Genomic DNA, 26,264 nt, shown 5'->3' on the forward strand with positions numbered 1-26,264 from the left:
CGTAAGTTTGATATTATAATGTATATTGAAATCAGAAAAGTACGCATAATTTTAGTATATAGTATTAAAAATCAAACTAATGGAGGAATACGGACTATGGCCGATCGAAGGAACAAGACAGACGTGAATCCGAGCATGGAAGAGTGTCCTGTCGAAACAACTTTGAATGTTATCGGGGAAAATGGAAAGGGATTATTCTATATCATCTGATAGATGGCCCGAAGAGATTCAATCAATTCCGGCGTCTCTATCCAGGAATGACGCAATTCATGCTTACCTTGCAGCTTCGCGAGCTTGAGCGGAACGGCATTATTCACCGCGAAGTTTATAAACAGGTTCCCCCTAAAGTGGAATATTCGCTGACTGAATTCGGAACAACGTTGAAGCCTATAATCCTGGCTATGAAAAATTGGGGGAGGGCTCACAAAGTCAGGCTTGATGATATAAGGTTACAAGCGGCGAATCAGGAGAAGGATGACTAAAGCATACATTTGCAAGTGCTTCTTCCTTGGTCTTCTTATACCTAAAATAGTCCATTCTCCTGAAACTAAACGCCCCGGTTTTGACCATCAACAACCACCTGACCCGACACGTTGCTAGGGGTGGCTCCGGGGTTCTCCGCGCCGACTGTTATCGCCCCCGGAAGTAAAAAACGGTCAGCCCCGAGGACTAACCGCATTCGTGCTACAGTATTTCACCAATCTGAACGATCAACTCCTGCACGCCATCTTTATTCTCTATGGTGATCGCTTTGTTCAAGGGATATACTGTGCCGTTGCTGCTCGTGTATCTCGCCAGCTTATACTGTCCTGGCGGAATGCTAAGCTTGAAATGATCTCCATCCACTTCGATAATGCTATAAAAAGAAGCCTGTTCGTTCGTCAGCTCCAGATGACCCCCGATCGCCTGCTTGGATGGGTCGCCTACGATTTTACCGGCTACATTCGGTGTCGGAAGCCGTTGAACGGAGGGACTGATTACTCCGTCCTTGACCGTAAACGACATCGAGCTTGGAAAAAGCGTCGTCTGTCCATACATACGATGCTCGGTTACTTGATAGCTTCCGTCTGGTACATCCGCGTAAATCGTGTCTAACGACCAGTTCGTATAATAACTCCCGGACGACGGCGCGCTCAGGGATCGGAAAGCAACGGCTCCGGTATGGATTCGAACGCCTTGATCGTCCTCCATAACGAAAGTCGGGATCTTCGGCTGATCGTTCTGAATGCTCATCCAGCGCTGTATGTTATAGCTCGCGGCCATATTATACGGAAGTTGTCCAAACCGGTCCGGCTTATCCGTCTTCGCTCCGGCACGAAGCAATAGCTGTATAATTGAATAGTTTTGTGAACCAATCGCGCGGGCCAAAGAATCGTCAAGTCCCGGATCGGCTCCATGCTTCAGCAATGTCTCTACGACGGCGGGGGAGGGCCCTTGGGTCACTTCCGATAGTTCCAATACGGTACTGGAAATCGTGGACGCCGTCTCCAACAACGTGTTGCCGTATTCCCGATAGTTCGGATCAAGTCCAGCGTCGAGCAGAAGGCCAAGTATTTCGGCATTTTGAAGCGAAATAGCCCTCGTCCCAAGATAACGCTCCGACTCGATTACTTTGGCTCCGTTCTTGATCAATGCCCGAACCGCTGCAGTCCGATTATTATTGACCGCGTACACCAGCGCCGTGTTGTCCAAATAAATCTGCTTCAGCTTCCCGTTCGGATCAATGCCTTGCTTAACGACCTTCTCGATCGTAGCCGCGTCACCAAGACGGGCCGCTTCGAACAACATTTTTTGAAGCGCCAGCTTAGCTTTTTCCGTCAACCCGATCGTCACTAGGTTAAGCTTTGCGTCATAAGTAACTTGCTTATCCAATACCAATTCCACATAGCGTTTCGGTACGAAGACTCGCCCGTTCACGATGACCGGAGCCGTCGTCAACCGCACTTGGCGATTGCCAACCATCAGTTTCGTGCTACCGATATCGATCTTGTATACCGTATTAGCCCGGCGTACGACGAGCGTTTTGCGCTCTAGTCTTGCGTCTATCTTCAACGCTTGAAACAAAGTAGCGTATGGGAGCATTATTCCTTCTTTGCCCAGATAAGGATTAACCGCCAAACTGGTTTTCGCCCCGTCTACAACGACATTAATCGGCGGTTGCGCTTTTCCCGCCGCGAAGGAAAGGTCGCTTCCTCCCGTCGCTACGACGATCGCCAACAAAGCCGTTCCAATCCAATAAATCCATTTCCGTTCCGATGACATGACTTGGCCGACCTCCCAAATTCCGCGATCCAGACTCCATTTACCGAGTTTCCAATCCATTATAAGGGACGTATCAAGCTTATGTAAATTCTGTAAATAGCTTCACACAATACGGCATCCTCTCAATTCCGCATGAGAGAGCGTCTGTTTTATGCCTGCGAACCTTTCAGCGACTGGCTGTTTATTCAATTCTTTAAGCATAAAAATACAGAGCATCGGCATCCTCCTGCCGTGCTCTGAACCGAACTTCGCATACTACTTCCGCATTTTTGTCCTTATTCCTCGCCAGCTGCCACCGGCACATCGGGACTCAGGAAATAACGAGAGTTCGCGTAATTTGGTTATACGCGGATGTTGTTTCCTTGCCCGTTATCCCTAGCTTCAGCGCGTCTGCCGGGTTCAGATTATATGCATAGCTAAAAAAGTCAGGATCGAACAGCTCCATATACCGAAGTCTGAGACGCACTCTTCTTCGAACAACTGTAATAAACATTCCTGATCGAAGATTAATGCCGAATTGTGCCGCTAATCCATCGCCGATGCCAATAGTTCCAATTTTCTGTTGTGCAGAGAGAACCGGTGATACTTGCAATTCCGTTACGGGTTTTCGGCACAAACGCAGCACCCGAGTCACGCTATTATAGGTCACGGTGTATCGAGTGTCATTGACGATTCCGAATTTTTTTGCCATTGCAGGACTAATACGGATTGCATTTTGGGTACATTCGCTTGCACTTTCTGTGAATGTAGTTACTAGTTGGCTAACAGCGTTGCGGCGAAGCCTTACTACTGTCCCGTTTGGAATAGCATTTGCATCTATACCCTCCTCCGCCGCTCCCCCGCAGTCGGTCGTTATAATAATTAAATTTGTCCCGTTTACCGGCCTTTCAATAAAAATGTCATGAACGCCGGTTGAGATCGCTTTAGCTGCCGAACGACGCATATTTTAGCCACTCTCCCCTAATGGTGTATCAATCCCTACAGGGTATGGCAGTAGCTTACAGGGAGCATGGACAACTATCACGCTGAAAAAACAAAAGCTGGAGAACAGGTGAACATGTTTTTAATCAAAGTATTTAATCAGCAATACTACCTTGACAGTCATAGTAGTTTGTCATAAGATACGAATGCGGAGGTGATTACATGAGCGAGAACAAAATAACATCCGACCTGCTGCGAGGACATACCGATACGATGATTTTACGGCTTTTATCCGAAGCTGACCGCTATGGGTACGAAATTGTCAAGCTGATTGCCGAGCGCTCGGGCGGCGAGTATGAATTAAAGGAAGCCACGATGTACTCCAGCGTCCGGCGGCTTGAGGTGGATGGTGATATCGAGTGGTACTGGGGCGATGAGTCTCAGGGCGGACGGCGTAAATATTTTAGGATTACCGAAAAGGGAAAGGCTGCTTACGCTCGCAACAAAAGCAATTGGGAGTACGCAAAGCGCGTGCTTGAAAACTTATTATAAGGAGATCTGATGATATGAATGAGAAATTGACCAACTATTTGAATGGCGTTTTCGCATCATACGATGGGGTAACAAGCGTCACGGAATTAAAGAATGACCTCCTCTCCGATTTGCAGGAGCGGTTCCGTGAGCTCAAAGCCGAGGGCAAGGACGATGAAACAGCTTTTGAGATGACTATTGAAAGCATCGGCGATATTGATCAAACGATACAAGAGGTCGCTAATCTCTCCCGCTCGCTGGAGCGGCAAGTGCGGATAAACCTTCGGGCGATCGATCTGCAAGAGAGTGACTTCGCGGGCGTTATACTACACAAAGGAGAATTCAAAGCGGCCGCGTTGCGGGGAGCCGACTTTGCTGGCGCAGACTTGACCGGCACCTCGTTTGCAAACAGCAATGTGCGTGAAGCCAATTTTGACGGCGCGAATCTGACAGACTGCAGCTTTTCCGTCACTGACCTTACGGATGCGAGCTTCAATAAATCGATCCTTGTTCGCACCAACTTCAGCATTTCAGGGCTAGACGGAGCAAAATTTACAGACGCAAAACTGACCGACGTCACGCTAACCAAGACCGACCTTAAAAAAACAATCTTTAATCGTTGTATCTTTACTGGCGTGGATTTCAAAAATTCCGATCTGCGAGGAATGAGTTTTGACGGGCAGACCTTCATCGGTGTCAAGTTTGACAAGTCTGCACTGAACGACGTTTCGTTCAGGGGAGCGACGCTCAAGAACGTGTCGTTCCGTCTACCTTTTTCCATGACAAACAAATCCTACCTTTCCTTCAAAACCGTCTGCTTTGACGGCGCGACGATGGATAAGCTGACCTATGCTGCACTTAAAGGCCTATGGGTCGTCGATTTGTCAAAAGTCACGGTCATATGAGGGAGTGAAAATATGCAAAATAAGTCCATTCAAGTGATGGAGCTGCGCAAGTCCTATAAGAACCTCCAAGTCCTAAAGGGCGTAGATTTCGAGGTGAAAAAGGGCAGTATTTTCGCCCTGCTCGGCTCCAACGGGGCAGGCAAAACAACCGTTGTCAAAATCCTCACCACGCTGCTCAAACCGGACAGCGGAACCACCGCCGTAATACGTAGCTGCCGCGAAAAGAACAGTCCAAAATGCAAGGCTGGTCGTCATCCACTGTACTTTAGCTTCATCTAACCAACATCGGAAAACGAATCGTAACCGATGTGCCATGTCCTACCTCGCTGCTAATATGGACAGAGCCCTGATGTTGATCGACGATCCAGCGTGCGATCGAGAGCCCTAAGCCCGCTCCATGATCCCCTCTATCTCTGGCGGAATCTCCCTTGTAAAAGCGATCAAATACGAGCGGCAAATCACGCTCCGAAATTCCCGCTCCATTATCCTTGACGGTTACAACAACCGATTTCCCTTGCCTAACGCACTCAAGATCGATTTGCCCATGCTCCGGCGTAAATTTAATGGCATTGTCCATTAAAATCATGAACAACTGTATAAGTCGATCCTCAGCTCCATTAATGAGAAATTCCGTGCCTTCGACATGGAGCTGCAGCCGCAGTTGCTTGTAATCCATTATCGGCTCCATATTTTGGGCAATCTCTTTAATGATCCCATCAACTCGCACAGGCTTGCATATGATGACCTCCTCATGTGAATCGCCTCTTGCCAACAGAAGCAACCCGCTCACCATGTTGCTCATTCTTTTGGTTTCTTTCAGAATGGCTGAGATGGGGACGCTTTCTTCTTCGATTGTATGATCGGGATGGCGCAGCAATAATTGCGTTTGCCCTTGGACGACGGAAAGCGGACTTCTCAGCTCGTGAGAGGCATCTGCTATGAATTGCTGCTGCTTGTCCCAAGCCTTCTGAATCGGAATGAGCGCCCGTCTAGCCAACGCGTAACCCGCGATGATCGACAATAACGCGCCGACGCCTATTCCGATACCTACACTCCATAACAACCGGTTCAAATAATACACCTCGGCTGAAATTTCCGTTATGATCTGAACCGTTTTCAAGGGCGTGTCCGACAGCTTCTCGATTTTTGGCAAGTTACCCTGATAGGGTCTGCTAACGAATCGATAGGTTTTCTCACCCATTCGTATCGATTCGGGTCCTCTGTGACTTTGCTTTTTCCGAAGGATCGAACCCAATCGGAGATACTGTGCTTCATAATATGCGGGTTGAATCAAGGTATCGTTGGAATCCCACCAATAACCCAAGATATAACGCTCCGGTTCTTTCGATTCAATGGTAACGATTTGCTCCCGGTACCTAGAATAACTTGTTTCATATGATCAATATCGGATGTCAGATGACGGTCAATGTCGGAATAAATCTGATAACGCGCCAGCCCATATAACGCTCCCCCCAGCATGACGAACAAGCAAAATACGATCGTGCTGTTCCATACCGTCATTTGTACTAGCGTGCGTCTGATCATACTGGGGTTTGCTCTCCCTTTTATTTAGCGGATTCGATGTATTGATTCACTTGCTGCTCCAACATTGAAAATGGCATATTGCCGTTGCGGAGAAGAACGGAATGAAACGCTTTAATATCGAAACGATCCTTCAGCTCGTCTTCCGCTTTCTCTCGAAGAGATTGAAATTGATCATACCCGACCGCATAGCCCGGTATAAGTCCGGGAAAAGCAATGACGCTGTCAATCAAAGCATCGCTGTCGGTCCCGATGATGCTTGATATGTATTCGTTCGCCTTTTCTCTTGTCCATTGCAGTTCGTTGATCCCCGTATCGATCACAGTGCCGAGGTACAAGTCGAGCAGGCGATTTTGTATGGCGATCGGATCAACCAAGCCATTCTCTGCGCACAACGCTTCCGCATAGACCGCCCATCCCTCTACGAACCCGGGTATTAGAGTTATTTTACGGACTAACGGAATTGTTGGCGAATTATATTGGATGGAAAATTGAAAATGATGCCCAGGAACACCTTCATGCACCGCAAAAAGATGGGTCAGCGTTGCGGGAATCGCGTTATCGAGCGGCAAGAAAAATCTCCCGTCCCGATAGCCGTCCATGGATAAGGGGATATAAAACGCACCTGCCCCGAGAACGGAACCGAATACGACCGCACATCCACGGGGTTGCCCGTGATCAGCTCGTCTTCGAACCAATCGGACAAGTGGAGCGTCGTTTTCGCCAGTTCTCCGCTAATGGCTTGCAGCAACTCATTTCCGCTTAGAAGTGGATTCGCGGCGGCTTCTTGCGCTTGTCCCGGAGTCTGGCTTCTAAGCTTCTTCACAATCTCTTCTGCTTTGCGTTTGGCGAACTCATGAATTTCCAGAGGGCTGAGGTCCGTGCCCGTGACGACTCCAAGCCTTGCGGAATAATACTCGCTGCCTCCCGGCTGGCTCCAAATCCCCTGACTCACGGATGCTTGCTTTATGAGATCATTTTTGATCGAATCGGCAAGTTTTCCATATGAAGTCAGCACATGATCGGTCAGGGTTTGCAGCAGCTCTTTTTTCAGTTCCTCTTCTTTGGATGGGTCGAGCTTTACCTTGGCTAATTTCTCTTCATATAAAGTGTACAAAATCGTTTCTTCCGGCTTCGTCTTCCGCAGCTTCTCATAGCTCGTAAGCATTTCCTTCAGAAATTCAGAAGTAGGAACGAACCCTTTTTTCTGTTTGTTTTGAATTCTATCTATGAACTGTGCGACTTTATCCGAAAATCCATTCAGCGCAGCAATGTAATTCTCTGCATCGGCTTCGTTACGAATCGGATAGTTGTTCGCGAAATACGGCGGGAACTGGGTAAGAGAAACATATTCATCCGCGTTCAAGTCCGAATACAACTGTAATGCTGCACGTAGACCCCATTTGGCGATATCGTAGGTAAGCTTGTCTTCCGGGGAAAGCTTGGCAACATCGTATGAAGTCAGCTTTTTCAATAAATTCTCGGCATCATCGTTTCTTTGTTTGAAATCGGCATCCGATAGGCCTGTAAGCTTAGTGGGATCCCATCGGATCCCATCCGCTTCTGCCACACCAAAATAAAGCTGTGCCTCGGAGTCATCTTTAAGAGTGGCAACCGCTATCTCTTGAATCATCGCGTCGAAATCCTCTGACTCGTGTTGAGCCAGCCATAACAAACCGACTACAGTCAGCAAAACAAGTAATCCTGATGCCAATAGAATGGATAGTCTATTATTCTTTAACATCTGTCTTACAAGGTTCATGGATGACATCCCCTTTATCTAGGTATAAAGAGAATATAATGGATGAACCTTTGATTTCCCTTTGAATCGCTACTCGTTGATTCTGAGTCTGTATCCCAAGCCTCTTACGGTTCGGATAAATTGATCCGCATTCCATAGAGAAAGCTTCTTCCGAAGATAATGGACATACAGCTCGACGATGCCGATTCCCGCTTCCGAATCAAGCCCCCAGATCCGATTATAGATTTGCTCCTTCGTCACAATCTGCTCTTTATTCATGAGCAAGTACTCAAGCAGTTCATATTCTTTTTCCGTTAAAGTCAGCTCTTCTCCCATAACCGTTACCGCTCGGGTTCTGACTTGAATAGCGATTGGGCCGCAGCTAAGCTGCTCCTCTTGGTTAACCTTGCCGTAGCGGCGCAGCAGTACTTTAACTCTAACGATCAGCTCCGGAATCTCGAACGGCTTCACCACATAATCGTCCGCTCCGATCGTTAACCCCTTTACCCGGTCGCTCAATCCGTCTTTTGCCGTCAAACAAAGGATCGGAGTATCCACTATCCGCCTCCTAGTCTCTTGGATGAACGTAAATCCATCAACCTTGGGAAGCATAATATCCAAAATAATCAGATCGAACTCACCGTACAACGCGTGATGCAAGCCTTCTTCTCCGTTATGACATTCCATAACCTCGTACCCTTCATCCCGCATAACCCTCGCAATCGTATACGATATCGCAATATCGTCCTCTATGATCAACAGCTTCATAAGTTCCTCCATGGATGAAAAAATATGAGGATAGGGTAACATATTATTATAGGTTTGTGAGTCCCTCTCGGATAATATTTCCAGTAAACTCTTTAATGATTTAAATAATCTCGTTGACGTCTACGTGCCAAAATTTGCTATTGTTATAGAGTTTGATTATGCTTTAGCCACTATAGAATCGCGTATTTCTACCGAGGAGAGATTAATTCCGATGAATTTAGCCGTCAGGTTGATGCGAAAATTCGAAGACCGCGATATCCAGCATAAGCTAGAAGGCTATCGGGACAAAGCGGAGCTTATCAGGAAACGGAATTTGGAAGCATGGGACGAAAAGCGGCTGCAAGCGGAATCTCTCCGGCTGAAAAAGGAAGCAAAATCGGGTACGCCTTTGGACGAGCTGCTTGTCGATGTCTATGCGCTAGTCTGCGAGGCAGCGAAGAGAAAGCTCGGATTACAGCCTTACGATGTCCAGATCATGGCTGCCATCGCTTTGCACGAGGGATTTCTGATCGAGCAGCATACCGGAGAAGGAAAAACGCTCTCTGCCGTTATGCCTGCTTATCTAAATGCGCTAACAGGCGAAGGCGTTCATGTGCTGACTTTTAACGATTATTTGGCAAGTCGAGATGCGGATTGGATGGGCCCGATTTATCGTTTCCTCGGGTTAACGGTAAATTCGGTTCAAGCGGGCATGAGCTTGTCCGAGAAACGGGAAGCGTACGCCGCGGATATAACCTATGTTACGGCCAAAGAGGCGGGATTCGATTATTTGCGCGATACGATCGCGCTAGACGAAGCCGATACTGTGCATCGTCCTTTCCACTACGTCATCGTTGACGAAGCGGATTCTCTGCTTCTCGACGAGGCGCGGGTGCCGTTAGTCATCGCCAGCGAGTCGATCTCTTCCGACAACGACGGCATTCGTTTCGCAGCAGTGGCCAGGCAGCTCGAGCAAGATAAGCATTACGACTTCGATGAATTCAAGCGGAACGTTTATTTGAATGATGCGGGCGCAGCGAGAGCGGAATCGCTGCTAGGATGCGGCAATTTGTACGAAAGCCATAATAGTCATTTGTTAGTGTCTTTAAATTGCGCGCTGCATGCGGAATCGTTATTGAACAAAGACGTCGATTACATCGTTCGGGACGGTAAAATCGAGCTGATCGACGAATATACCGGCCGCGTGGCGGAGAACAGACATCTGCCGGACGGGCTGCAAGCCGCGCTTTTGGCCAAAGAGGGGCTGCAGTCGAAAGCCGGCGGGAAAATTCTCGGTACGATCCCCCTTCAACACTTCCTTAGCCTATATCCGAAGATTTGCGGCATGACGGCTACCGCGCACGTTTCCGCAATGGAATTCGAAGAAATTTATAGGCTTCAGGTCGTACAAATTCCGCAGAACCGGCCAAACATACGGATCGATCATCCACACCGGATTTACACCCATAAAGAAGCCAAACTTAAGGCGCTGGTACAAGAAATCTCGTCCGTTCATGCGACGGGACGTCCGATTCTCATTGGTACGTCAAGCGTCGAAGAGTCTGACATGCTAGCGGAGGCGCTAGCGGTTGCCGACGTACCTTGTCATGTTCTGAATGCGAAAAACGACGCAAAAGAAGCCGAGATCATCGCCAAAGCGGGAGAAATCGGCGCCGTGACGGTGTCTACGAATATGGCGGGGCGCGGCGTCGACATTCGGCTCGGCGGCGGCGACCCCACGCAAGCAGAAGCTGTCGCCAAGCTGGGCGGGTTATACGTGATTGGTACTCATGTGCACGAAAGCGTGCGGATCGACGACCAACTGCGCGGACGTTCTGGCCGTCAAGGCGACCCGGGGGCTTCCGTATTTTTCGTAAGCTTGGAGGACGAATTGATCCTTCGGTTCGGCATTCATAAAGCGATTCGCAATCTTAGGCAGGATGAGGCTCTCGAAGAGTCGGTGCTCCGCAGTAAAATCGCGCATATTCAGCGCATTATTATGGGGCAAAACTTCGATATCCGCCAGGAACTGAACCGTTATTCGGATATGGTGGAAGAACAGAGGCGCATTCTATACGAGGAGCGGCTCGGAATTTTGAAAGGCGAGACGCCGATGGGTCCTTCGGAGCAGCGGGTACGGCTTTTTTATATCGACCAGTTCTGGGCTGACCATCTGGCATACGTTTCTTACATTCGCGAAGACATCCATTTGACTAGCCTTGTAAACCGCAACCCGATCGACGAATTTCATGAGCAAATCATCCAAGCATACGAGCAGATTCCGGCTAAAATAAATCGGGAGTCGGCGAATATGCTCGTAAAGCTCGGAGGTTCGAATGATCCGGCGAAGTGGGAAGAGCTCGGACTGAAGAGCCCCTTATCCACTTGGACTTATATCATCAACGATCAATACAATCCATACATGCAGACTCCCAGCTCATGGAACGCAGGAACGATAATCGCTTATTGGCTTCGCAAGATTTTGAGGAGGGTATTCGGGTTGTCAAAATCTTTTGATGCAGCGTAGCTGTTTCGGGAACGATCGCGTTGTCGCCCATTAAAACGTATTATATACATTTTCACATTCTTCCGCGGTCGGTTCATAAAAACAGTGCTTCTTCCATCGTCCTGCGAGCGGCTGATTATACCAGGTTGGCGGACATGGTCCGGGATTTTCGAACGTTCCTGGACGGAAATACCATAGGGAGAATTTCCCCGGCCAATTCCGCTCCCCATTCACAGCCCGTTGCGCCAGACGGCGTTCCCTCTCTCTTGCGTTTTGATAGTACATGCCATGCTGCAACGCTTCGAACGCATGCGGCTGGTTGATCATTTGGGGAATTGTCCGGAGTCCTTTAAAATCGGAGCAATTCGCTCTTATTCGGTTAATTCCAACATTTCCAACAAGGAGCATACCCATTTCGCCTTCGGTCTCAGCCTCAGCTCGAAGCAACCTTGCCAACATATCAATATCCTGTTTCCTGGCTTTTACGACTGCCACGGGCTCACCTCTTTCGATTTCTAGACTCATCATACTGTAGGCGAAGCGGATGTGTTACTCTGGCGAAATAGAGGGCGATAATAAATAGCCGGTCCCCCGCAACCGTGCATGCAGATGGATAATGAAAGCACATGAAGCAAGGCAATAGCCGACTTGTTCGTTCATGCATTTGATCTTAACCCGGCTTCTGTCTTCTTGCTGTTGGCTTCCCGTTCTTCAGGCTCTCTCGGCTGGATCTTCACTTCTACTGTCTTTCCATCCTCATCGTACGATGCAAAGGAAATAGTGAAATCATCATACGTATAAGTCAATCTGTAATATGGCTGATAGGCTTCCACCCAATCCACTACCCCTTCGGTGCCTAAGTATTGTTGAATTTCGGAAAAGGTCATGCCTAGTCTAGCCCCATTGATTTCGACATTTTCTCTGCTGTAGATGGTATATTGCGAATCAGAATCAATAGCAAAAATCAGCCCATATTGTTCATAGAACAACCCGTTGCCAAGTTCAAATTGACCCCAGTGCTTATTGTACTCCCTTCGCTTATCTCCTAGCTTTTCAACCACTTGCTCCGCGGTCAGACTTAGAAGCTCCTTAATTTTGCTGAAATCTAGCTCATTCGCGATGGGCTTAATCAAATTAACTTTTGGATTACTACGATTATTCTCCGAAATCCTGTAAATATGTAATTCGTCCGTTCTACCCTCTCGATCACTCACCCCGAAGCTAGCCGTGACATTGCCGAAATCATAATTCAATGAATAGACTGGCGGGTACCCCTCTGAAAACGTCGTCCGATCGATAAATTCTCCTTCTCCCAGTAACTTTCGGATTTCAGCGAATGTCATCCCCAGCTTAGCGCCGTTAATATCGACTTTAGTGACGCCTTCATACGCTGCTCCCTCATCGCAATAAATCCCATCGACCCGATCCCCGCTATCGTCGAAAAGAAGTGTTAGACCATATTTTTCAAAATTAATACCTATTCCCAAATGAGTATCTCCGTCGTTACCGTAATATAGAGAATAATCCATACCTAGCGTTTCAATTACGGGCTCTCTATCCATGTTAAAAATGGCTTGAATATGCTTTAAATCTGATTTGAAAGCAGCATGTGAAGCGATTGATTCATCATAGTTATGATTTCTTCGGATGACGAGTTGGGTCGTCGGACTCTCCTTATTTGCGGCTTGAATCCAAACAAAAAATGGACCGAAGTTAAACGATACTTCGTAAGAGGGTTTACGGCCCGTTGTCATTTTCTCGGCCCCGCCTCCCAACATATCAATGAAATAGCTAGGTTCCATGCCCAGCTTGACACCTTCAATATCTATTAGCTCATTGCAATAAATGGTCTCAATGCGCCCCATCTTCTCATCGAAAACGATGCGCAACCCAAGTTGTTCATACGCTATTCCCTGTCCTGGTTGTGAATCGCTGCCGACGTACTTGGTATAGGATTTACCCAATTTTTCAATAACTTGCTGTTTGTTTAGTCCCATGATCTGTTTAAGGATGTCGAAATTAGTTGCGGAGGGCTCCGGATCCTCGACGTTGCTGTCTGCTGACTGGTCTATTGATGTTGCAGTCGGTTCAGCAGTTTGAACTTCTTCACCACTCCCTCCGAAGCAACCCGTGAGACTTATCGCAGTAATCAAGAGTATCAGCATTTTTCTCATATATCATCATCCACTTTTCCTTAATTTTCCTCGCTAACTCCAATTATAGTTAATAGCCTATGATAATTGTAGAAAAATGTACCCTGCGAGCATCGGGCAGAAGGCACTGTCTTTACCGTTATGTTTGCAAGCTGTTTACAGAAAAGCCCAAAGAGGGCTGCAATAGCCTGCCTCCCGGCAACCTGTCGCAGCCCCCAGTCCCGCGTCCGACGCGGCTTTTCGGCTCTTACTCCTCCCCCTTAGAAGATATATTGGCATTTTCGAGAAGAAGGTTTATATCTGGATCAGAGAGTCCATTACCTATTAAGAGAAGCGTACTGTCCTGGTTCCAACATAGAACGATTTGTCGTGTTTGCTTTCCAACACCGCCGACGAAACAAAAATCGCCGAATAGCTGGCGTCGGCCAAGCATCCGGCGATGAAAGCTTTCGTCAAGGCGGTTACGAAAATCGATTAGCGCGTCTATCCGGCATTCGCGGCTGCTTCCGTCGGCAGGCTGTCCATCAACGCTTGGCCTTTTGTTTGCAACGTTTCCAACGCTTGCTTTGCGGTCGTTTTGCCGGAGATCGTATCATTCATCTGCTTGGCGAGCAGTTCGTAAAATGGTCCAAGAAATGCCGGCGGAACGGGGTTCGACCAGGAGTTCAAGGCACCCGGCCAAGAGTGAACGCCGTAAAACGGTTTGTAAAGCGGATCGTTCTTCCATTCCGTAAAGTTCTTCAAGGAAGACAGTCCCTGATCGGTCGAGGCGATTACCTTTCCGACATCCTCGGAATGAAGGAAACGTATTACTTCCCAAGCTTCCTCCGGATGCTCGGAGACGACGGGAATCGAGAACACGTCGTCGACGGTGAACCAGCCGACCGCGTTCCCGTCGCGCTCGCTGACCGGACCGGTGACAACGCCCCATTCGAACGGCACATGGCCGCTTTGCAATTGTTGAATCAAGTCGTCCCCGCCGGTCGTCATGGCCGCTTTGCCTTGGAAGAACAAGTTGATCTTCTCCATATCGTCTTTGGTGTACACAATATTGCCGTCGATGGTCTTCGGTTTGTACTCGATAGCGCCGATGGCGCCTTGGCGATAGGCCGTGGCAACGCGATTCCAGATCGACTCCCATACCTCGGACTGCATCGTCATCTTTAACGTGTTTGCGTCATAAAACCGCATGCCTTCCGTGGTGGATAAAGTTGTCAAATAATTCACCGGCGTTGTCATCAACGCTTCGGAAAAACCGTAACTGCCCTTCTCCATCCGTTTGTCCTGCATGAACCTTGCGGCCGAGGCGAACACTTCGGACCAAGTCATGCGGTCATGGGGCCGTTCGATACCGAATCGGTCAAACATCGTCTTGTTGTAGAAAAGAGCCGTCGAACGAAAGCCGGGCGATAGCCCGAATAGCTTTCCCTCATCGTTGTTTTTGAGCTGATCGATGACGGCAGGTTCGAACGCGTCCAGACTCCATTTGTCCCGCGCTGCGTATTCCCCGAGGTCTCTCAGCAAGCTCCCTTCGACGGCGGGATACACATACGAATACATGTAGACGAGATCGGGCTTTTCCCGTTTCAGAAAATCTTCTAATAGTTGGCCGGCTTCAAGCGGGTGTTCGAATAGCTTCAAGTCTTCCATGGAAACGGTTGAGATTTCCCAGCCGGGAAATTTCGCGTCTACAAAAGTTTGATAGCGGTAGGAATACGCTCTGTCGTCGGGGATGGCGATTTTCAGCTTTTTCGGCCCTTCGGGCTTAGGAACGGACTGGCAGGCGGGTAAGAACAACGCGCCCAATAGAACGGTGGCGAGCGTCCAGGCGCGTCCCTTTGTCCACGCGGAATTGAATTTCATGTCGTGATTCTCCTCTTTTCATCAAATCGCGCGCGGTATTTTAATCAGGGAGCCGAACCGAATTGCCCGGCTTCGGCTTCGGCTTGCAGGCGTTTAAGGGCATCCGCGGCGGAGAGATCGCCTTTAACGACGGCTTGCAGCTCTTCGTTCCCGGCTTGGACGAGCGCTTGCTCGAAGCGGAACGTTTTCTCGTTAAGCGCGCGGCCGATATTCGCGATAACCGATTGGCCGTCCGGATTCAGTTTGTAAAATACGGAATTCCCTTGCGGCCCTTGATCCATCTCATCCGGCAGTCGGGCAAACGTTCGGTAAATGCCGAGCTTTGCGTCCTGTTCGGCCTTCTCCGGTCCGAGGAAATCTTGCAGAAGCGCCCATGCGGCTTCCGAATTTGGGGAGTTGGCGGTAATGGCGAAGACGATTGGAAGCGAGAACTGTGACGCGCGGTCGGGATTACGCGAGTCGACTGGCTGCGTGACGATGCCCCAATCGTCTCCGAAAAGCTTCTGTTCGGTGGCGGCGATAATGTCCGAACGGTAATAGCTCGGCATGAACGTCATAGCCGCGCGTCCGCTTAAGAAAGGGGACGACTTGGACTGCTCGGCCATCGTAATGGAACTGGTTATATTGCTTCCTACAGATATCGAACCGTTCCGATATGCATTCGCGACTTCATCCGTAATGCGCGTCCAAGCCGGGGTATTGATCGTCGGTTCGGCATCGTCACCGCCTGTGATGCGAAGGCCTTCCGTTTCGCCGATCGTCATCACGAGCTGGAACGGAGAACCGTCCTGCGTCGTCAACCCGTATACGGGCTGGCCGTCTTCGGTCGTCCCCCGAAGCGGGAGGCGAGCCGCAGCACGTCTTCCCAGCTCATCCGGTCGGTCGGCAGTTTCACGCCGTTCCGTTCGAACAACGTACGGTTGTAGTAGAGAGCGGCCGTATCGAAATACGGCGCGAAGCCGTACAGCTTCCCCGCTCCCGCTTCTCGAATCGTCTGGATGACGGGCGCGTGGAATGCTTCGAGTGCGAAGCCGTCCCGTTGGATTCGTTCGTCGAGCGGAAGGAGCAGCCCTTCGTCCGCGAGCGGCTTGAGGAGGTTGAGCGGAACCTGAACGATGTCCGGCTTGTTCTTGACTAACCATTGCTTGTATTCTTCGAGTTCGTACGATTCCGGTTCGGGCGGAATATCGAATTGCACCTTCGGATGGAGAACGGCAAACCGGTTGCCGAATTCGAACATGAAGCTGTTTTTGTTAAAATATTGGATAGATAAACGTATTTCTTCGTCCTGCCACTCGTGTGCGCTCGCTGGCGCATTAGCCTGCTTTCCGCGTGCGATATCCGCTAGCGGTTCCCGCAACAGCCAAGCAGAGCCGAGCAGGGCAACGGCTGCGGCGACCACGCCGACTTGGGAAAACCGGTTTTTTTTCTTATTGGCCATGTCGACACGCCCCTTGATTTTTTTGACCATGAGGTCTGTGAATCCGTTCATACCCAAAGGCGTCTCGAGGAGTTCGCGTTCCCAGTCGGCATTCGGCTTCTTCATGTTCGTTCGCTCCTTTCGGACACGCCGTCCGCAAGCTGTTTTCCAACCGCTTGGCGGGCGCGATACAGACGCGATTTGACGGTTCCTTCCGACAATCCGAGCAAATCCGAAATTTCCTTCATCGGCATCTGATAGTGGGTCGCGAGAAGAAGCACTTCCCGCTGCTTGCGGGGCAGCTCCAGCACGAGCTTCCAAATGCGCCGTTTCTCCTCGTTGCCGAACCATTCGTTCTCCGCGGACAAATGGGTTTCCGTACGGAACCTGTCCGGGAATAGTTGTACTCTGCGTATCCATGCGGTTTTCAGGTAATCGAGCGCGGTGTTTCGGGTAATCGTCAGCAGCCACGACTTGACACTTGTCCCACCGTGAAAAATATCCATATGCCCATATACTTTCAGGAAGACGTCTTGAACGATATCATCGGCAAGATCTCTGCGTTTGGTCATAAAGTAGGCATAATTCCAAACGTCTTTGCCGTAGGTCATCATTAATTCGTCGAAAATCGCCCGTTTGTCCATGCCCTCGGTCATATACTTCATGTAATCAAAGCCCACTGACGTCTCCCTCCCCGATAATAGAACGACAAACTTTGGGTGAAGTTCCTTTTTGAACCTCACGTTTAACTCGATTATACTTTCGAATCGATAACGCGGACGAGACTTGTCCTGATCTGTCGCCCGTTATAGTTAATAACCTATGATAATTGTAGAAAAATGTACCCTACAGCCGCGCCTTCAAAAACGAATTCAACAATGTTGACTTGTTGGCTTAGAAGTGCATGAGGAATATCAGCATGCACTAGGTCCGACTCACTCAATAAGTGCTTTCAGGTGACTGTTGACTTCAGCCCATAAAAAATACAGAACAACGGCATTTCTATCGCCATGCTCTGTATCGAACTTCGCATACTCCTCTGGAAATTCCTTGATCGTTAAATAGAATCAATTACAAATCTATTCTTTTTTGTATTTTTTCCGATAATAATATCGATTAGTATAAATCAAGCACATCAGCGGTCGGAAGACTGCGGGTTATTAGGTGACTTATACACCAAGCGATAATTCAAATTCAATTTTGACTTACCGCTGCACGAAAGAAGAGCCGGTCAGCTTCTTATAAGTAGAGCTGACCGGCTCTTTCCTCATACTCGGGGATACAAGCGTTCGTTCGTATTTACCCTTGCTGTAAATATTTTCAGGAACCAAAGCATCTTTCGTAACATGCCCTGTATCTAATCTTCAAAGACTGTTATGTGTCTTTCCGTTTTTCTTCGTCCCCAACCTTCACCGCATTTTCCCCATAACTAATCCAATCACTCCAGCTTCTTATCCCCCACGAACCCCTATGTTCTAATAGTTCCGAAACAAAAAAGTAGGGGTTCTGAGCAGCGCGGCGGGAATGCCTCGGAGGATATGCCAGCACCCATGTGCAACCCCCTCCTTTGGCTATGCTTGGGAGGACTTGTGGAGCAAGAAGCCTGTGGAGGACGGGGCTTGAGCGGCAGTCTGGATTGAGCCAAGGCGAAGTATACCCCTGTGGCTGGGTCAAGATGAACGGAACGCCAACAAAAGGCAAAGTGAAGTAAAGTAAAGTAGCACCCGAAGGGTGAATGGGCAGGCGCAAGTCGCAACACTATTGTTTGCAGCCTGTTGATGGTTGTTTGCAATCCCATTCGCTTTGAACTACCGTTATTGGTATCTATTTAGAAGCACGTCTCCCTGAGTTTTACAAAACCTTGCATAGCTTGTCCTCTTTGATTATTTGACTATAATCGTTATACATATAGCATCCACCTCCGCCAAAGACCAGCCCTGCATGATGGTGCAATGAAAGTCGGATACATCTTCGCGTTTCCTGTTATTCTGTTCACGAGAGGAGGTCTGAAGCAGATATGGATTCGCTGAAGCACATGAACGCCGCACTGGCGTACATAGAAGCACGGCTCACAGACGACATCGATATGGCCGAGGCGTCGCGGATCGCGCTTTGCTCGGAATATCACTTCATCCGGATGTTCTCGTTCCTGGCGGGCATTCCGCTGTCCGAGTACGTCCGGCGCAGAAGGCTGACGCGCGCCGCGGCAGAGCTGCGGCAAAGCGACACGAAGGTGATCGACTTGGCCCTGAAGTACGGCTATTCGTCGCCGGACGCGTTTGCGCGGGCATTCCAGCAGTTGCATGGCGCGACGCCTTCTGAAGCCAGGAGGCCGGGCGCGATGCTGAAAGCTTATCCGCCTATGGCCTTCAGATTGACGATACAAGGAGGAAGCGAGATGAACTATCGAATCGTGGACAAAGCAGCATTCCGCATCGTCGGCTACAGCAAGCGGGTGCCGATCGTATTCAATGGCGTGAACCCGGACATCGCAGCGATGTGGAATTCGCTGGACGAGGAGGAGTTCGCACGCTTGGAACGGCTGTCCGACGTCGAGCCGGCGGGACTCGTCAGCGCATCGGCGAACTTCTCCGAGGGACCCATAGAGAAGCAAGGCGAGTTCGACTATTATATCGGCGCCGCGACGACGAATGTTTGCCCGGAGCGGTTCGCGGCGCTGGAGGTGGCGGCTACGACATGGGCGTTGTTCGAGGCGGTCGGTCCGTTCCCGGCGGCGCTGCATTCGGTGTGGGAGCGCATCTATTCAGAGTGGTTCCCGACGTCCGGCTACGAGCTGGCGCCGGGGCCGGAGATGCTGCGGAACGTGAGCAAGGACACGAGCTCGCCAGAGTTTCAGAGCGAGATCTGGATCCCGGTAAAAAAGCGAGCGAGCGGATCGGAAGCTTCGATGTAAGTATTTTCTGGGACCGCGTGTTGAATCCATGTTGATTTCGAATATTCTGGAAAACGCGAAAAGGCGTACAGCACGTTGTAATCTGTACGCCTCTTTCCGCGTCTGGCGCGATGTCTCCGTTATTCCTCAGAGCCAGTAGCCACCGGGTTCCCCTCATAGCTAATCCAATCGCTCCAGCTGTCGGATTGTCTTTGAGAGGATTGTATACTTATTTTCGCGCCTTTAAAATAAATCGCTTTGAGTTAGTTCGAATCCCTTTTGCAGTTTGATTCTCTGCAATAAACGCGTGAAGAATTTCAAAATCATCCCTATCTTGTCCATAGTTAGGGATAATCGGTGTGTGTTTAAGAAGAAATATTAAGTCTTCGGGCGTCTGATAGTATTCCTCCGAATCATACTCAAACGACTGTATTTCGGTAAATCCTGCTTCTGTTATGTCCTGAATATATTTCTTCATGATATTCCCGTCTGAATCACCGTAACTCTGGCCTCTACCGAACGCTTGTTTCAGATTAATTTTATCCCCCTCACTTACTTGCTGGGAAAAAAATATTCCCCCTTGGGATAAAACTTTCGCTGCTTGATGAGCGCTAAACTCCGAATGCCGGCAAGAAACCACATCAAAAAACTGTTCAGGAAAATCAAGTCTTTCGGCATCCATTTGAATAAAGCGTACATTTGCTAATCCGGAATGCCTCAAATTGTCCCTAGCTTTTTGAATCATTCCAGATGAGCGGTCGATTCCCACCAAGAGTAGCGCTGCCTCATGAAGTGCAAGGATCGCCTCGCCGCCACCCGTGCCGATGTCGAGCAATAGATCTGATTGTTTACAACATTTTTTAACTTCTTCATACAAGTTTGCTGGCGTTCCCTCTACTCGGCATTTCAGCTTGCTGAAATCCCAGCCGTTCAATGGCCCAACTCTATCATAAAAGTCCATATATTCTTTTTCATTCATGGCAAACATAATCCACCTTTCGAAATGAGGTTATTCATTGCAATGTAAATGCGTCCCGATATTCGATCATTGTCTAGTATCTTCTCCAATAGGCAGACTTGCCCCTTGATGGCTGGCACGCGTGTTACCCAGCCCGATTACTAGCTACCTCGAATAATCCGGAACAACATCCATTCACCCCATTTGAAAGATTAACATTAATCATAAATCATGATACCCCTTACGTAAATGACTGAAATTGAGTATTGAGTTCCCATCAATTACACTTGCTTGGATTAATGCATTTGAGCAAGTGCTTTAAACTGTTGAGAGTTGACTCTGTGTTGACCCCAGAAAATAAAAAATACAGAGACATGGCTTTTAGCTCACCATGCTCTGTATCTAAAATCGATATACTGTTATACGTTCTTTGGCTTCTCTTCGTCACCCGTCGCAATCGGATTGTCGCTAAATGAAATCCAATCGCTCCAGCTTCTTATCCCCCCACGAACCCCCATGCTCAAATAGTTCCAACGTTAAAAAGTAGGGGGTCTGATCAGCGCAGCGGGAATGTTTCGGAGGATATGCCAGCGCTCATGCGCAACGACCTCCCTTGGCTAAGCTTGGGAACACATTGGGAGCGAGAACCCCCTGGACGGCGGGGTTGGTGAAACAGTATGGTTAGAGCCAAGGCGAAGTATACCCCTGTGGCTGGGGCAAGCCGTACGGATTGCCAACAAAATGCCAAGTGAAGCAAGGTAGCACCCGAAGGGTGGATGGGCTGCCAACTGTTGTTTGTAGCCTGTTGGCGTGTTGTTTTCAGCTTGCGGCCCAATAAGGTACCTATTCCCTCCAGCTTTGTCGATTCAAATAAAAATATATTAGCTGGTCTCTTAATTCGGTTTCCTTTTCAAATTTAAGCTTTCGCAGCAAGTTGATTGACCTATCATTCCCTTGCTCTACTGTAGCTTCGATGATTTCTAAGCCCATTTGATTAAAACCAACTTCTATTACAGGGTGGAGTGCTTCTTGCATTAGCCCTTTCCCCCAGTGCTCCTTAGCTAAGTCAAATCCTATCTCCGCTCTTGGCTGCTCACCCTGAACCCAACAGTGGAAACCACAGGTTCCAACAAATTGAGAATCAACCTTACTGAATATGCCCCAGCGGCTACCTGTATCATCAATGTGATATTGGATTATTTCTTTAGCCTCTTGTATATCTTTACATGGGTCTATATCCATAAATCGCGTTACGTTTTCATCTGAAAAATGCTTATATACAGCGGCGGAATCGTTCAAGGTAAGAATAGAGAGTCTCAAACGTCCTGTCTCTAGTTCAGGAAATATAAATGCACTCATTCTATATGACCTCCGACTAAGTTACTACTCCTATTATATAACCCAATGATTTCTACAAACCCATAGTATATTCCTTGTTTGCTCGGTGATCCCAATAATAAAATTTCGGATAACAGGGTACCCCTTCGCAGCCTGAAGTTTTGGCGAATTTTTTGTATCCATTTTGAGAGGAGCGATTCATATCCCAATTGCAACCGCAACGCGTGAACGATTGACTTCCGTTGCGATCACCATGCACCACCCGCTCGATTATTACTTCGCTCTGTTTCTCCGAGCCAAGAAAACGGAAGGCTTGTCTCCAGCGTCCGACGCGACCTCTTAGCTCTTATTCTTCTCCCGTAACAATCGGATTTTCCGCATACGAAATCCAATCGCTCCAACTCAATTCCATGCCAACCACCCCGTCTATACGGTCATCCTCACGGGCGAGATGCTGGAATGCGGAAGTCAGACTGTCTACGAATTTTAATTGAATCGAACCATGCCGCTGAATTTGTCTAACTGCCGCAGTCTCTTTAACGGCTTCGGGCAGCACGACAACAATCCATCGCAAGTGCGTATGTTCGAGGATCGGCAGAGCCTTCAACATTGAATCCAGATTGACGACCGTCTTATCGACGATAAACCGATTATCGATCAGAAGGTGAAAGGGCTGCGTCGCCTCTTGCAACGCCATGTGCGCATCCGTAGCAATATCCCGAAAATCCTCCATTGTGACCACCGGTTCAAAATGTGTTAACGCCAAAATATGATTTGGAACTAGCCAACCTGCTTTATAGCGCATGCTTAAACCCCCTTTGTTGTGTGTTCAGATATATTGTCGACTATATGCCCATAGAGCTTCGGCTTCTTGGCCTTCGGGTAAAGGAACGCGGAAACGCATGGGGCGATCCTGTTTCCAATGCACCCCCGAATGATTCTCCAAGATCAGCCGGCCTAGATAAGCGCTACCTTTGGCTATCGGCTGGCCGAATATTCGAGACAACAATCGGAACAACAATGGCGCCTCTTGGAAAAGATTCGTTCGAACCATTCCCGGATAGCAAGTATGCACGCGCAACCGCGGATGTCGCTTGGCGAGCTCGGAAGCATAGAGATCGACCGCAAACGCTGCCTTCATCGCGGCCTGTAAACCGGCTTGAGGCTCAGCCCAAACGGTTGAAGCATTTTTGTGGACGCCATTGCCACCTACCATCACGATGCATCCGTCGGGTACGATTTTGTTCTGCTGAAGAAGCATCTCCGATAACGCGAATTTACTCAAATAGTTTGTTGCGAATGTCGTCTCCAACCCTTCATTGGTCAGCCGGACCTCCTTGTCGGTAGATATTCCTCCCGCACACAGCGCTAACGCATTAATCGGTCCTTCTATCTGTTCCGCTAATCGACGTACATCCGACATCTTGGACAGATCTGCATGGAGGTAATCCACCCCCAGCTCGGCGGTAATTTTAGCGCCTTGGGCCCGATTTCGACCGACGATTGTCACCTTCCAACCGCGTTCCGCGGCTAAGCGCGCCGTCCCGTAACCGATTCCGCTAGTTCCTCCCGTAATTACGATTCGCATAATAACCCCCTGCATTTTGTTAGGATCCTAGCTATAAAACAAATGTTTTTCATCTTCGTCCTTATATACGCACCATTGCACTCACCTCCATTCTCCGATCGTTAGGATGCTAGCTATTAGTGAAGGCTAGGAGCCCTATTAATAATATTCCTTATCCCCTAGATTCTTCGCTACTCGTTGCAGCCACTGTCCCAGCAAATCTCTCTCGGCTTGCGTGAACCCTTTAAGCATCTCGTTCTCGAATTCCAGAATAAGATCTACCAGCTTACCGAACACCTCGTTGCCCTGCTGCGTGAGCGTCACAACGTTAGCCCTTCCGTCCGTATGGCTAGGCTTACGGGAGATGTATGACCGAGCCTCCAGCTTATCTAATATTCCGGTCAACGTCGCGGATGTAATTCCGCTATGATGCTGGAGCTTCTGCTGCTCCAACCCTCCAGATTGAGCCAAATAGCCCAGGATCTCGAATTGCGAAGTCGTCAGATTAAATGTACTTAACCGCACGTCAAGCTCTTTGCGCATAATAATATAAGTTCTTTTTAAGTAAAGGATGGATTGAGACATGCGGTATGGCTCCATTCTGAGATCCTGTAAATATAATTAGCATCCTAATTATAAATCAGAAATTTCCAGAGTGTCAACCGACTTCGCTTCATCAGTCAGCATAGCGGCAATCGAACCGATGGATTAACGTGCGCGCTACAACTCGGGTGTATGTGATTGCGTTATAGAGGAACTGTTAAGTCTTCCATTCGGATGTTGCCAGGTGCATTACCCAAATTACAAGAACGACCTTTATCAAAAGGTGCCATCACTTGTTCAAGGCAGTAACCCCAATCAAAGTAATCCATTCTTGACTGACAGCAGGTCGTCCTTCCGATATGGCATAACATCACCAAAAAGGAAGTTTTTGATTTTAGCCCCTCACTGGCCGATAAACTGGCTAGAAGCGCCGCAACACATACCGTCGAAGAAATCTCTTCAGAAATTGCAGAAATGATCAATGGTAGCCGGTAATCAAGAAATTGTTGATTTCCTGTTGATCATATTCATCGACAGCAAAAATTGTTGACTTCCAGATGATGGGCCGGGTTGTCACCGAAGGTTGGTGGCTGTCCCAGCCCATCTTTATATACATGGACATGAGAGCGTACGCTCGGTTTGAACCGCGATGTAAGTATTTTCAGGAAGCACACGTTGACTCCGTGTTGACTTCGGAGTATAAAATACAGCACCAGGGCGAACAGGCCACATGGCGATGTATTCATTGATTAATAACTGCTATCCTTCATTCCGTTCCTCTTGATCTCCGTTGGCTATCGGATTATCTTGCCAACTAATCCAATCGCTCCAGCTGTCAGATGCCCTTCGTGGAACTTCTGGAATTACATCTGACAACTCCATCACTTCAATCTTCCGTATTCGCAGTCCTCTCATTCCACTTTAATATTACGTATCTTTTGATTTGCTCTGCCACTTGGGACGGTGGCGTAAAAGTTGTATCAATTGTGGGCATTGGAGGATTATAATGAGTATCCGCATGATCAAGAAGCCACTGAGCAAATTCCTCATGCTGTTGCAGCATATCATCCGTCCACATGGCTTTATCTTCACGATTCCGAAGACGGGAATTGCGTGTTGCATCATCGCAATGCAAGTTAATAAAGCAAACTTCGCTAAAGTTATTGTACGCATCGCATTTCTGTGCATCCCACGGCATCATCGTTCCGCAAATAATCGTTCCTCTACCGGACTTTGCAACGGCATGGGCAAAATGAAGCAGCAAGTTATACCGCTCCTGATATTCCAGCTTATCCGCTGTTGTGCCGAAATTATCATAGTCCGTGCTGAATACGACAAATTCAGGCATTAGGTCTCTAAGTACATGCATTACCGTTGTCTTTCCGACACCGCTAGCTCCTGTAATAATAAATAACGGGTATTTTTGCATTATCGTTTGTCTCCCCTTATCTGCTCTACGATAAATCGATGATCTTCCTCAGAACTCATCCAAAAAACAACCGGCGCATTTGTGATTTTCAGTTGGCGCAATGCTTCGTTGCGGTGGCGCCCATCATTAATCTCATATTGGTCCTCATCATACTGAACGATCAAAGGCGGCATGTCCCAATCTCCGATCATTTCCTTCATTCGATCAACCACATGGAAAAACCATGCGATATCATTCACATCCGTTAGATACGATGGAGCCCCTTCTTCGATACCGAACGCGGATATATCCGTTATAATCGGACCAATATAGTATCTTTGCTCCAGCAGTAATCCGTCTGCTAGCGCCACGTTCTTCCCATCGTTCCTTAGAAACAATTGAATCCACTCGGCAATCGCGCCGCGCTCGGCATACGCCATTGCTATTTTGGTGCTGCCGTACTTCACGAGGATATCTCCTTTCTTAGTTCATACACTTTAGGATGCAGGCCGTGAAGGCTAAGGCTATGCCTTTCATATAAGCGCAGCCCGTTTTCTGTGGATGCCGCAGTGATCTCCTCATGACAGTCCGTAAGCAGAACGATTCGCCCATGCGGTTTCAATATTCTTGCGGCCTCGGCCATAAATTCCGCATATAGCGCGCGAACGTCCCCTACTGCAATCTGCTTATTCCAAGGCGGGTTCGATATAATGATATCTACGCTTTCAGACTGGGAGGGCGTTTTCCTGGCATCCGCATGAAATACGACGACGCTATCTCTGCAGTTTACTTCAGCCACCATTACGGCCCCTTCATCTATATCACTTGCCAAGATTCTTCTCGCAGGGAGATGGGCTCGTTCATCCGGTATCGTTCCCGAACCGCAAAACGGGTCATAACAAACATCGTTCTTACTAGGTTGGCTGATTCGAACGAGTACGGCTGCTACCGTCGGTCTGATGCCGC

The 26,264-nt window shown here is 48.6% G+C and carries 24 protein-coding genes and 2 pseudogenes; 6 read left to right on the plus strand and 20 right to left on the minus strand.

From position 1 onward, the window contains the following. Positions 1–96 precede the first annotated feature (96 nt). Positions 97–482 (plus strand): annotated as a pseudogene (locus D3H35_RS22840) (winged helix-turn-helix transcriptional regulator). Positions 483–684: 202 nt separating this feature from the next. Here D3H35_RS22840 and D3H35_RS22845 read toward each other — a convergent pair. Further along, positions 685–2,262, minus strand: a complete 1,578-nt coding sequence (locus D3H35_RS22845) for a stalk domain-containing protein (RefSeq protein WP_158594234.1) — start codon at positions 2,260–2,262, stop codon at positions 685–687. Positions 2,263–2,572: 310 nt separating this feature from the next. Next, positions 2,573–3,205, minus strand: coding sequence for a hypothetical protein (locus D3H35_RS22850; RefSeq protein WP_119151490.1), 633 nt, complete (start codon positions 3,203–3,205; stop codon positions 2,573–2,575). Between the two features lie 200 nt (positions 3,206–3,405). On the opposite strand from D3H35_RS22850, the gene D3H35_RS22855 reads away from it, so the two are divergent. The 3 genes and pseudogenes from D3H35_RS22855 to D3H35_RS22865 form a co-directional block, all read left to right on the plus strand. After that, positions 3,406–3,735 (plus strand): PadR family transcriptional regulator, encoded by a 330-nt coding sequence (locus tag D3H35_RS22855; protein WP_119151491.1) that lies wholly within the window; start codon positions 3,406–3,408, stop codon positions 3,733–3,735. A 14-nt stretch (positions 3,736–3,749) separates the two neighbouring features. Next, positions 3,750–4,619, plus strand: coding sequence for a pentapeptide repeat-containing protein (locus D3H35_RS22860; RefSeq protein WP_119151492.1), 870 nt, complete (start codon positions 3,750–3,752; stop codon positions 4,617–4,619). Positions 4,620–4,631: 12 nt separating this feature from the next. Further along, positions 4,632–4,823: pseudogene (locus D3H35_RS22865) on the plus strand (ATP-binding cassette domain-containing protein); the annotation flags it as partial. A gap of 67 nt (positions 4,824–4,890) precedes the next feature. Here the strand turns inward: D3H35_RS22865 and D3H35_RS22870 are convergent. The 4 genes from D3H35_RS22870 to D3H35_RS22890 form a co-directional block, all read right to left on the minus strand. Further along, complete coding sequence (locus tag D3H35_RS22870; protein WP_119151493.1) at positions 4,891–5,820, minus strand: sensor histidine kinase; 930 nt, start codon at positions 5,818–5,820, stop codon at positions 4,891–4,893. A gap of 364 nt (positions 5,821–6,184) precedes the next feature. Continuing rightward, positions 6,185–6,733, minus strand: coding sequence for a DUF885 family protein (locus tag D3H35_RS22880; protein ID WP_233568105.1), 549 nt, complete (start codon positions 6,731–6,733; stop codon positions 6,185–6,187). Continuing rightward, the gene (locus D3H35_RS22885; protein WP_158594235.1) at positions 6,700–7,923 is read right to left on the minus strand and encodes a DUF885 family protein; all 1,224 of its coding nucleotides are present in this window, start codon (positions 7,921–7,923) and stop codon (positions 6,700–6,702) included. Before D3H35_RS22885 ends, D3H35_RS22880 begins: the two co-directional genes overlap by 34 nt. A gap of 69 nt (positions 7,924–7,992) precedes the next feature. Continuing rightward, positions 7,993–8,670: a response regulator transcription factor gene (locus D3H35_RS22890; RefSeq protein WP_119151497.1), complete on the minus strand. Its 678-nt coding sequence runs from the start codon at positions 8,668–8,670 to the stop codon at positions 7,993–7,995. A 211-nt stretch (positions 8,671–8,881) separates the two neighbouring features. Between D3H35_RS22890 and D3H35_RS22895 the strand changes: the two genes are divergently transcribed. Further along, positions 8,882–11,176, plus strand: a complete 2,295-nt coding sequence (locus tag D3H35_RS22895) for a preprotein translocase subunit SecA (protein WP_119151498.1) — start codon at positions 8,882–8,884, stop codon at positions 11,174–11,176. A 30-nt stretch (positions 11,177–11,206) separates the two neighbouring features. Here D3H35_RS22895 and D3H35_RS22900 read toward each other — a convergent pair whose 3' ends face one another. The 6 genes from D3H35_RS22900 to D3H35_RS22925 form a co-directional block, all read right to left on the minus strand. Beyond that, positions 11,207–11,650: a cell wall hydrolase gene (locus D3H35_RS22900; RefSeq protein WP_119151499.1), complete on the minus strand. Its 444-nt coding sequence runs from the start codon at positions 11,648–11,650 to the stop codon at positions 11,207–11,209. 161 nt (positions 11,651–11,811) lie between these two features. Beyond that, on the minus strand, positions 11,812–13,329 hold the full coding sequence (locus tag D3H35_RS22905; protein ID WP_119151500.1) for a MerR family transcriptional regulator: 1,518 nt from the start codon (positions 13,327–13,329) through the stop codon (positions 11,812–11,814). Between the two features lie 462 nt (positions 13,330–13,791). Continuing rightward, complete coding sequence (locus D3H35_RS22910) at positions 13,792–15,171, minus strand: ABC transporter substrate-binding protein (RefSeq protein WP_119151501.1); 1,380 nt, start codon at positions 15,169–15,171, stop codon at positions 13,792–13,794. Positions 15,172–15,215: 44 nt separating this feature from the next. After that, positions 15,216–15,971, minus strand: a complete 756-nt coding sequence (locus tag D3H35_RS22915) for a type 2 periplasmic-binding domain-containing protein (protein ID WP_119151502.1) — start codon at positions 15,969–15,971, stop codon at positions 15,216–15,218. Continuing rightward, positions 15,968–16,663, minus strand: a complete 696-nt coding sequence (locus D3H35_RS22920) for an ABC transporter substrate-binding protein (protein WP_411675168.1) — start codon at positions 16,661–16,663, stop codon at positions 15,968–15,970. Before D3H35_RS22920 ends, D3H35_RS22915 begins: the two co-directional genes overlap by 4 nt. A 50-nt stretch (positions 16,664–16,713) precedes the next feature. Continuing rightward, positions 16,714–17,271, minus strand: coding sequence for an RNA polymerase sigma factor (locus D3H35_RS22925; protein WP_233568106.1), 558 nt, complete (start codon positions 17,269–17,271; stop codon positions 16,714–16,716). Positions 17,272–18,608: 1,337 nt separating this feature from the next. Here D3H35_RS22925 and D3H35_RS22930 point away from each other — a divergent pair. Continuing rightward, a complete protein-coding gene (locus D3H35_RS22930) occupies positions 18,609–19,505 on the plus strand; it encodes an AraC family transcriptional regulator (protein ID WP_119151504.1) in 897 nt (298 codons plus the stop codon). Positions 19,506–19,713: 208 nt separating this feature from the next. On the opposite strand, the gene D3H35_RS22935 is transcribed toward D3H35_RS22930, so the two are convergent. The 8 genes from D3H35_RS22935 to D3H35_RS34975 all read right to left on the minus strand — a co-directional run bounded on the left by D3H35_RS22935 (position 19,714) and on the right by D3H35_RS34975 (position 26,259). Next, entirely contained in the window at positions 19,714–20,463 is a 750-nt protein-coding gene (locus tag D3H35_RS22935; RefSeq protein WP_119148112.1) for a class I SAM-dependent methyltransferase, read from the minus strand. A gap of 822 nt (positions 20,464–21,285) precedes the next feature. Then, a complete protein-coding gene (locus D3H35_RS22940) occupies positions 21,286–21,801 on the minus strand; it encodes a GNAT family N-acetyltransferase (protein ID WP_119148110.1) in 516 nt (171 codons plus the stop codon). A gap of 325 nt (positions 21,802–22,126) precedes the next feature. Further along, complete coding sequence (locus D3H35_RS22945) at positions 22,127–22,513, minus strand: hypothetical protein (protein ID WP_147355749.1); 387 nt, start codon at positions 22,511–22,513, stop codon at positions 22,127–22,129. A 96-nt stretch (positions 22,514–22,609) separates the two neighbouring features. Further along, positions 22,610–23,368, minus strand: coding sequence for an SDR family NAD(P)-dependent oxidoreductase (locus D3H35_RS22950; protein ID WP_158593960.1), 759 nt, complete (start codon positions 23,366–23,368; stop codon positions 22,610–22,612). A gap of 138 nt (positions 23,369–23,506) precedes the next feature. After that, a complete protein-coding gene (locus D3H35_RS22955) occupies positions 23,507–23,932 on the minus strand; it encodes a MarR family winged helix-turn-helix transcriptional regulator (RefSeq protein ID WP_158594236.1) in 426 nt (141 codons plus the stop codon). An 844-nt stretch (positions 23,933–24,776) separates the two neighbouring features. Beyond that, positions 24,777–25,319, minus strand: a complete 543-nt coding sequence (locus D3H35_RS22965) for an AAA family ATPase (protein WP_119151506.1) — start codon at positions 25,317–25,319, stop codon at positions 24,777–24,779. Then, positions 25,319–25,765 (minus strand): ParB N-terminal domain-containing protein, encoded by a 447-nt coding sequence (locus D3H35_RS22970; protein ID WP_119151507.1) that lies wholly within the window; start codon positions 25,763–25,765, stop codon positions 25,319–25,321. The genes D3H35_RS22965 and D3H35_RS22970 overlap by 1 nt, the downstream gene beginning before the upstream one ends. Then, positions 25,762–26,259, minus strand: coding sequence for a TRM11 family SAM-dependent methyltransferase (locus D3H35_RS34975; protein WP_119151508.1), 498 nt, complete (start codon positions 26,257–26,259; stop codon positions 25,762–25,764). The genes D3H35_RS22970 and D3H35_RS34975 overlap by 4 nt, the downstream gene beginning before the upstream one ends. Positions 26,260–26,264: the final 5 nt, after the last annotated feature.

The organism is Cohnella faecalis (assembly GCF_003570905.1).
Lineage (GTDB): Bacteria > Bacillota > Bacilli > Paenibacillales > Paenibacillaceae > Cohnella > Cohnella faecalis.

Coding starts and splice junctions, on each gene's coding strand:
- D3H35_RS22845 (WP_158594234.1), bottom strand. CDS start 2,262: ATGTCATCGGAACGGAAATGGATTTATTGGATTGGAACGGCTTTGTTG.
- D3H35_RS22850 (WP_119151490.1), bottom strand. CDS start 3,205: ATGCGTCGTTCGGCAGCTAAAGCGATCTCAACCGGCGTTCATGACATT.
- D3H35_RS22855 (WP_119151491.1), top strand. CDS start 3,406: ATGAGCGAGAACAAAATAACATCCGACCTGCTGCGAGGACATACCGAT.
- D3H35_RS22860 (WP_119151492.1), top strand. CDS start 3,750: ATGAATGAGAAATTGACCAACTATTTGAATGGCGTTTTCGCATCATAC.
- D3H35_RS22870 (WP_119151493.1), bottom strand. CDS start 5,820: ATGGGTGAGAAAACCTATCGATTCGTTAGCAGACCCTATCAGGGTAAC.
- D3H35_RS22885 (WP_158594235.1), bottom strand. CDS start 7,923: ATGAACCTTGTAAGACAGATGTTAAAGAATAATAGACTATCCATTCTA.
- D3H35_RS22890 (WP_119151497.1), bottom strand. CDS start 8,670: ATGAAGCTGTTGATCATAGAGGACGATATTGCGATATCGTATACGATT.
- D3H35_RS22895 (WP_119151498.1), top strand. CDS start 8,882: ATGAATTTAGCCGTCAGGTTGATGCGAAAATTCGAAGACCGCGATATC.
- D3H35_RS22905 (WP_119151500.1), bottom strand. CDS start 13,329: ATGAGAAAAATGCTGATACTCTTGATTACTGCGATAAGTCTCACGGGT.
- D3H35_RS22910 (WP_119151501.1), bottom strand. CDS start 15,171: ATGAAATTCAATTCCGCGTGGACAAAGGGACGCGCCTGGACGCTCGCC.
- D3H35_RS22920 (WP_411675168.1), bottom strand. CDS start 16,663: ATGAACGGATTCACAGACCTCATGGTCAAAAAAATCAAGGGGCGTGTC.
- D3H35_RS22930 (WP_119151504.1), top strand. CDS start 18,609: ATGGATTCGCTGAAGCACATGAACGCCGCACTGGCGTACATAGAAGCA.
- D3H35_RS22935 (WP_119148112.1), bottom strand. CDS start 20,463: ATGAATGAAAAAGAATATATGGACTTTTATGATAGAGTTGGGCCATTG.
- D3H35_RS22940 (WP_119148110.1), bottom strand. CDS start 21,801: ATGAGTGCATTTATATTTCCTGAACTAGAGACAGGACGTTTGAGACTC.
- D3H35_RS22945 (WP_147355749.1), bottom strand. CDS start 22,513: ATGGAGGATTTTCGGGATATTGCTACGGATGCGCACATGGCGTTGCAA.
- D3H35_RS22950 (WP_158593960.1), bottom strand. CDS start 23,368: ATGCGAATCGTAATTACGGGAGGAACTAGCGGAATCGGTTACGGGACG.
- D3H35_RS22955 (WP_158594236.1), bottom strand. CDS start 23,932: ATGTCTCAATCCATCCTTTACTTAAAAAGAACTTATATTATTATGCGC.
- D3H35_RS22965 (WP_119151506.1), bottom strand. CDS start 25,319: ATGCAAAAATACCCGTTATTTATTATTACAGGAGCTAGCGGTGTCGGA.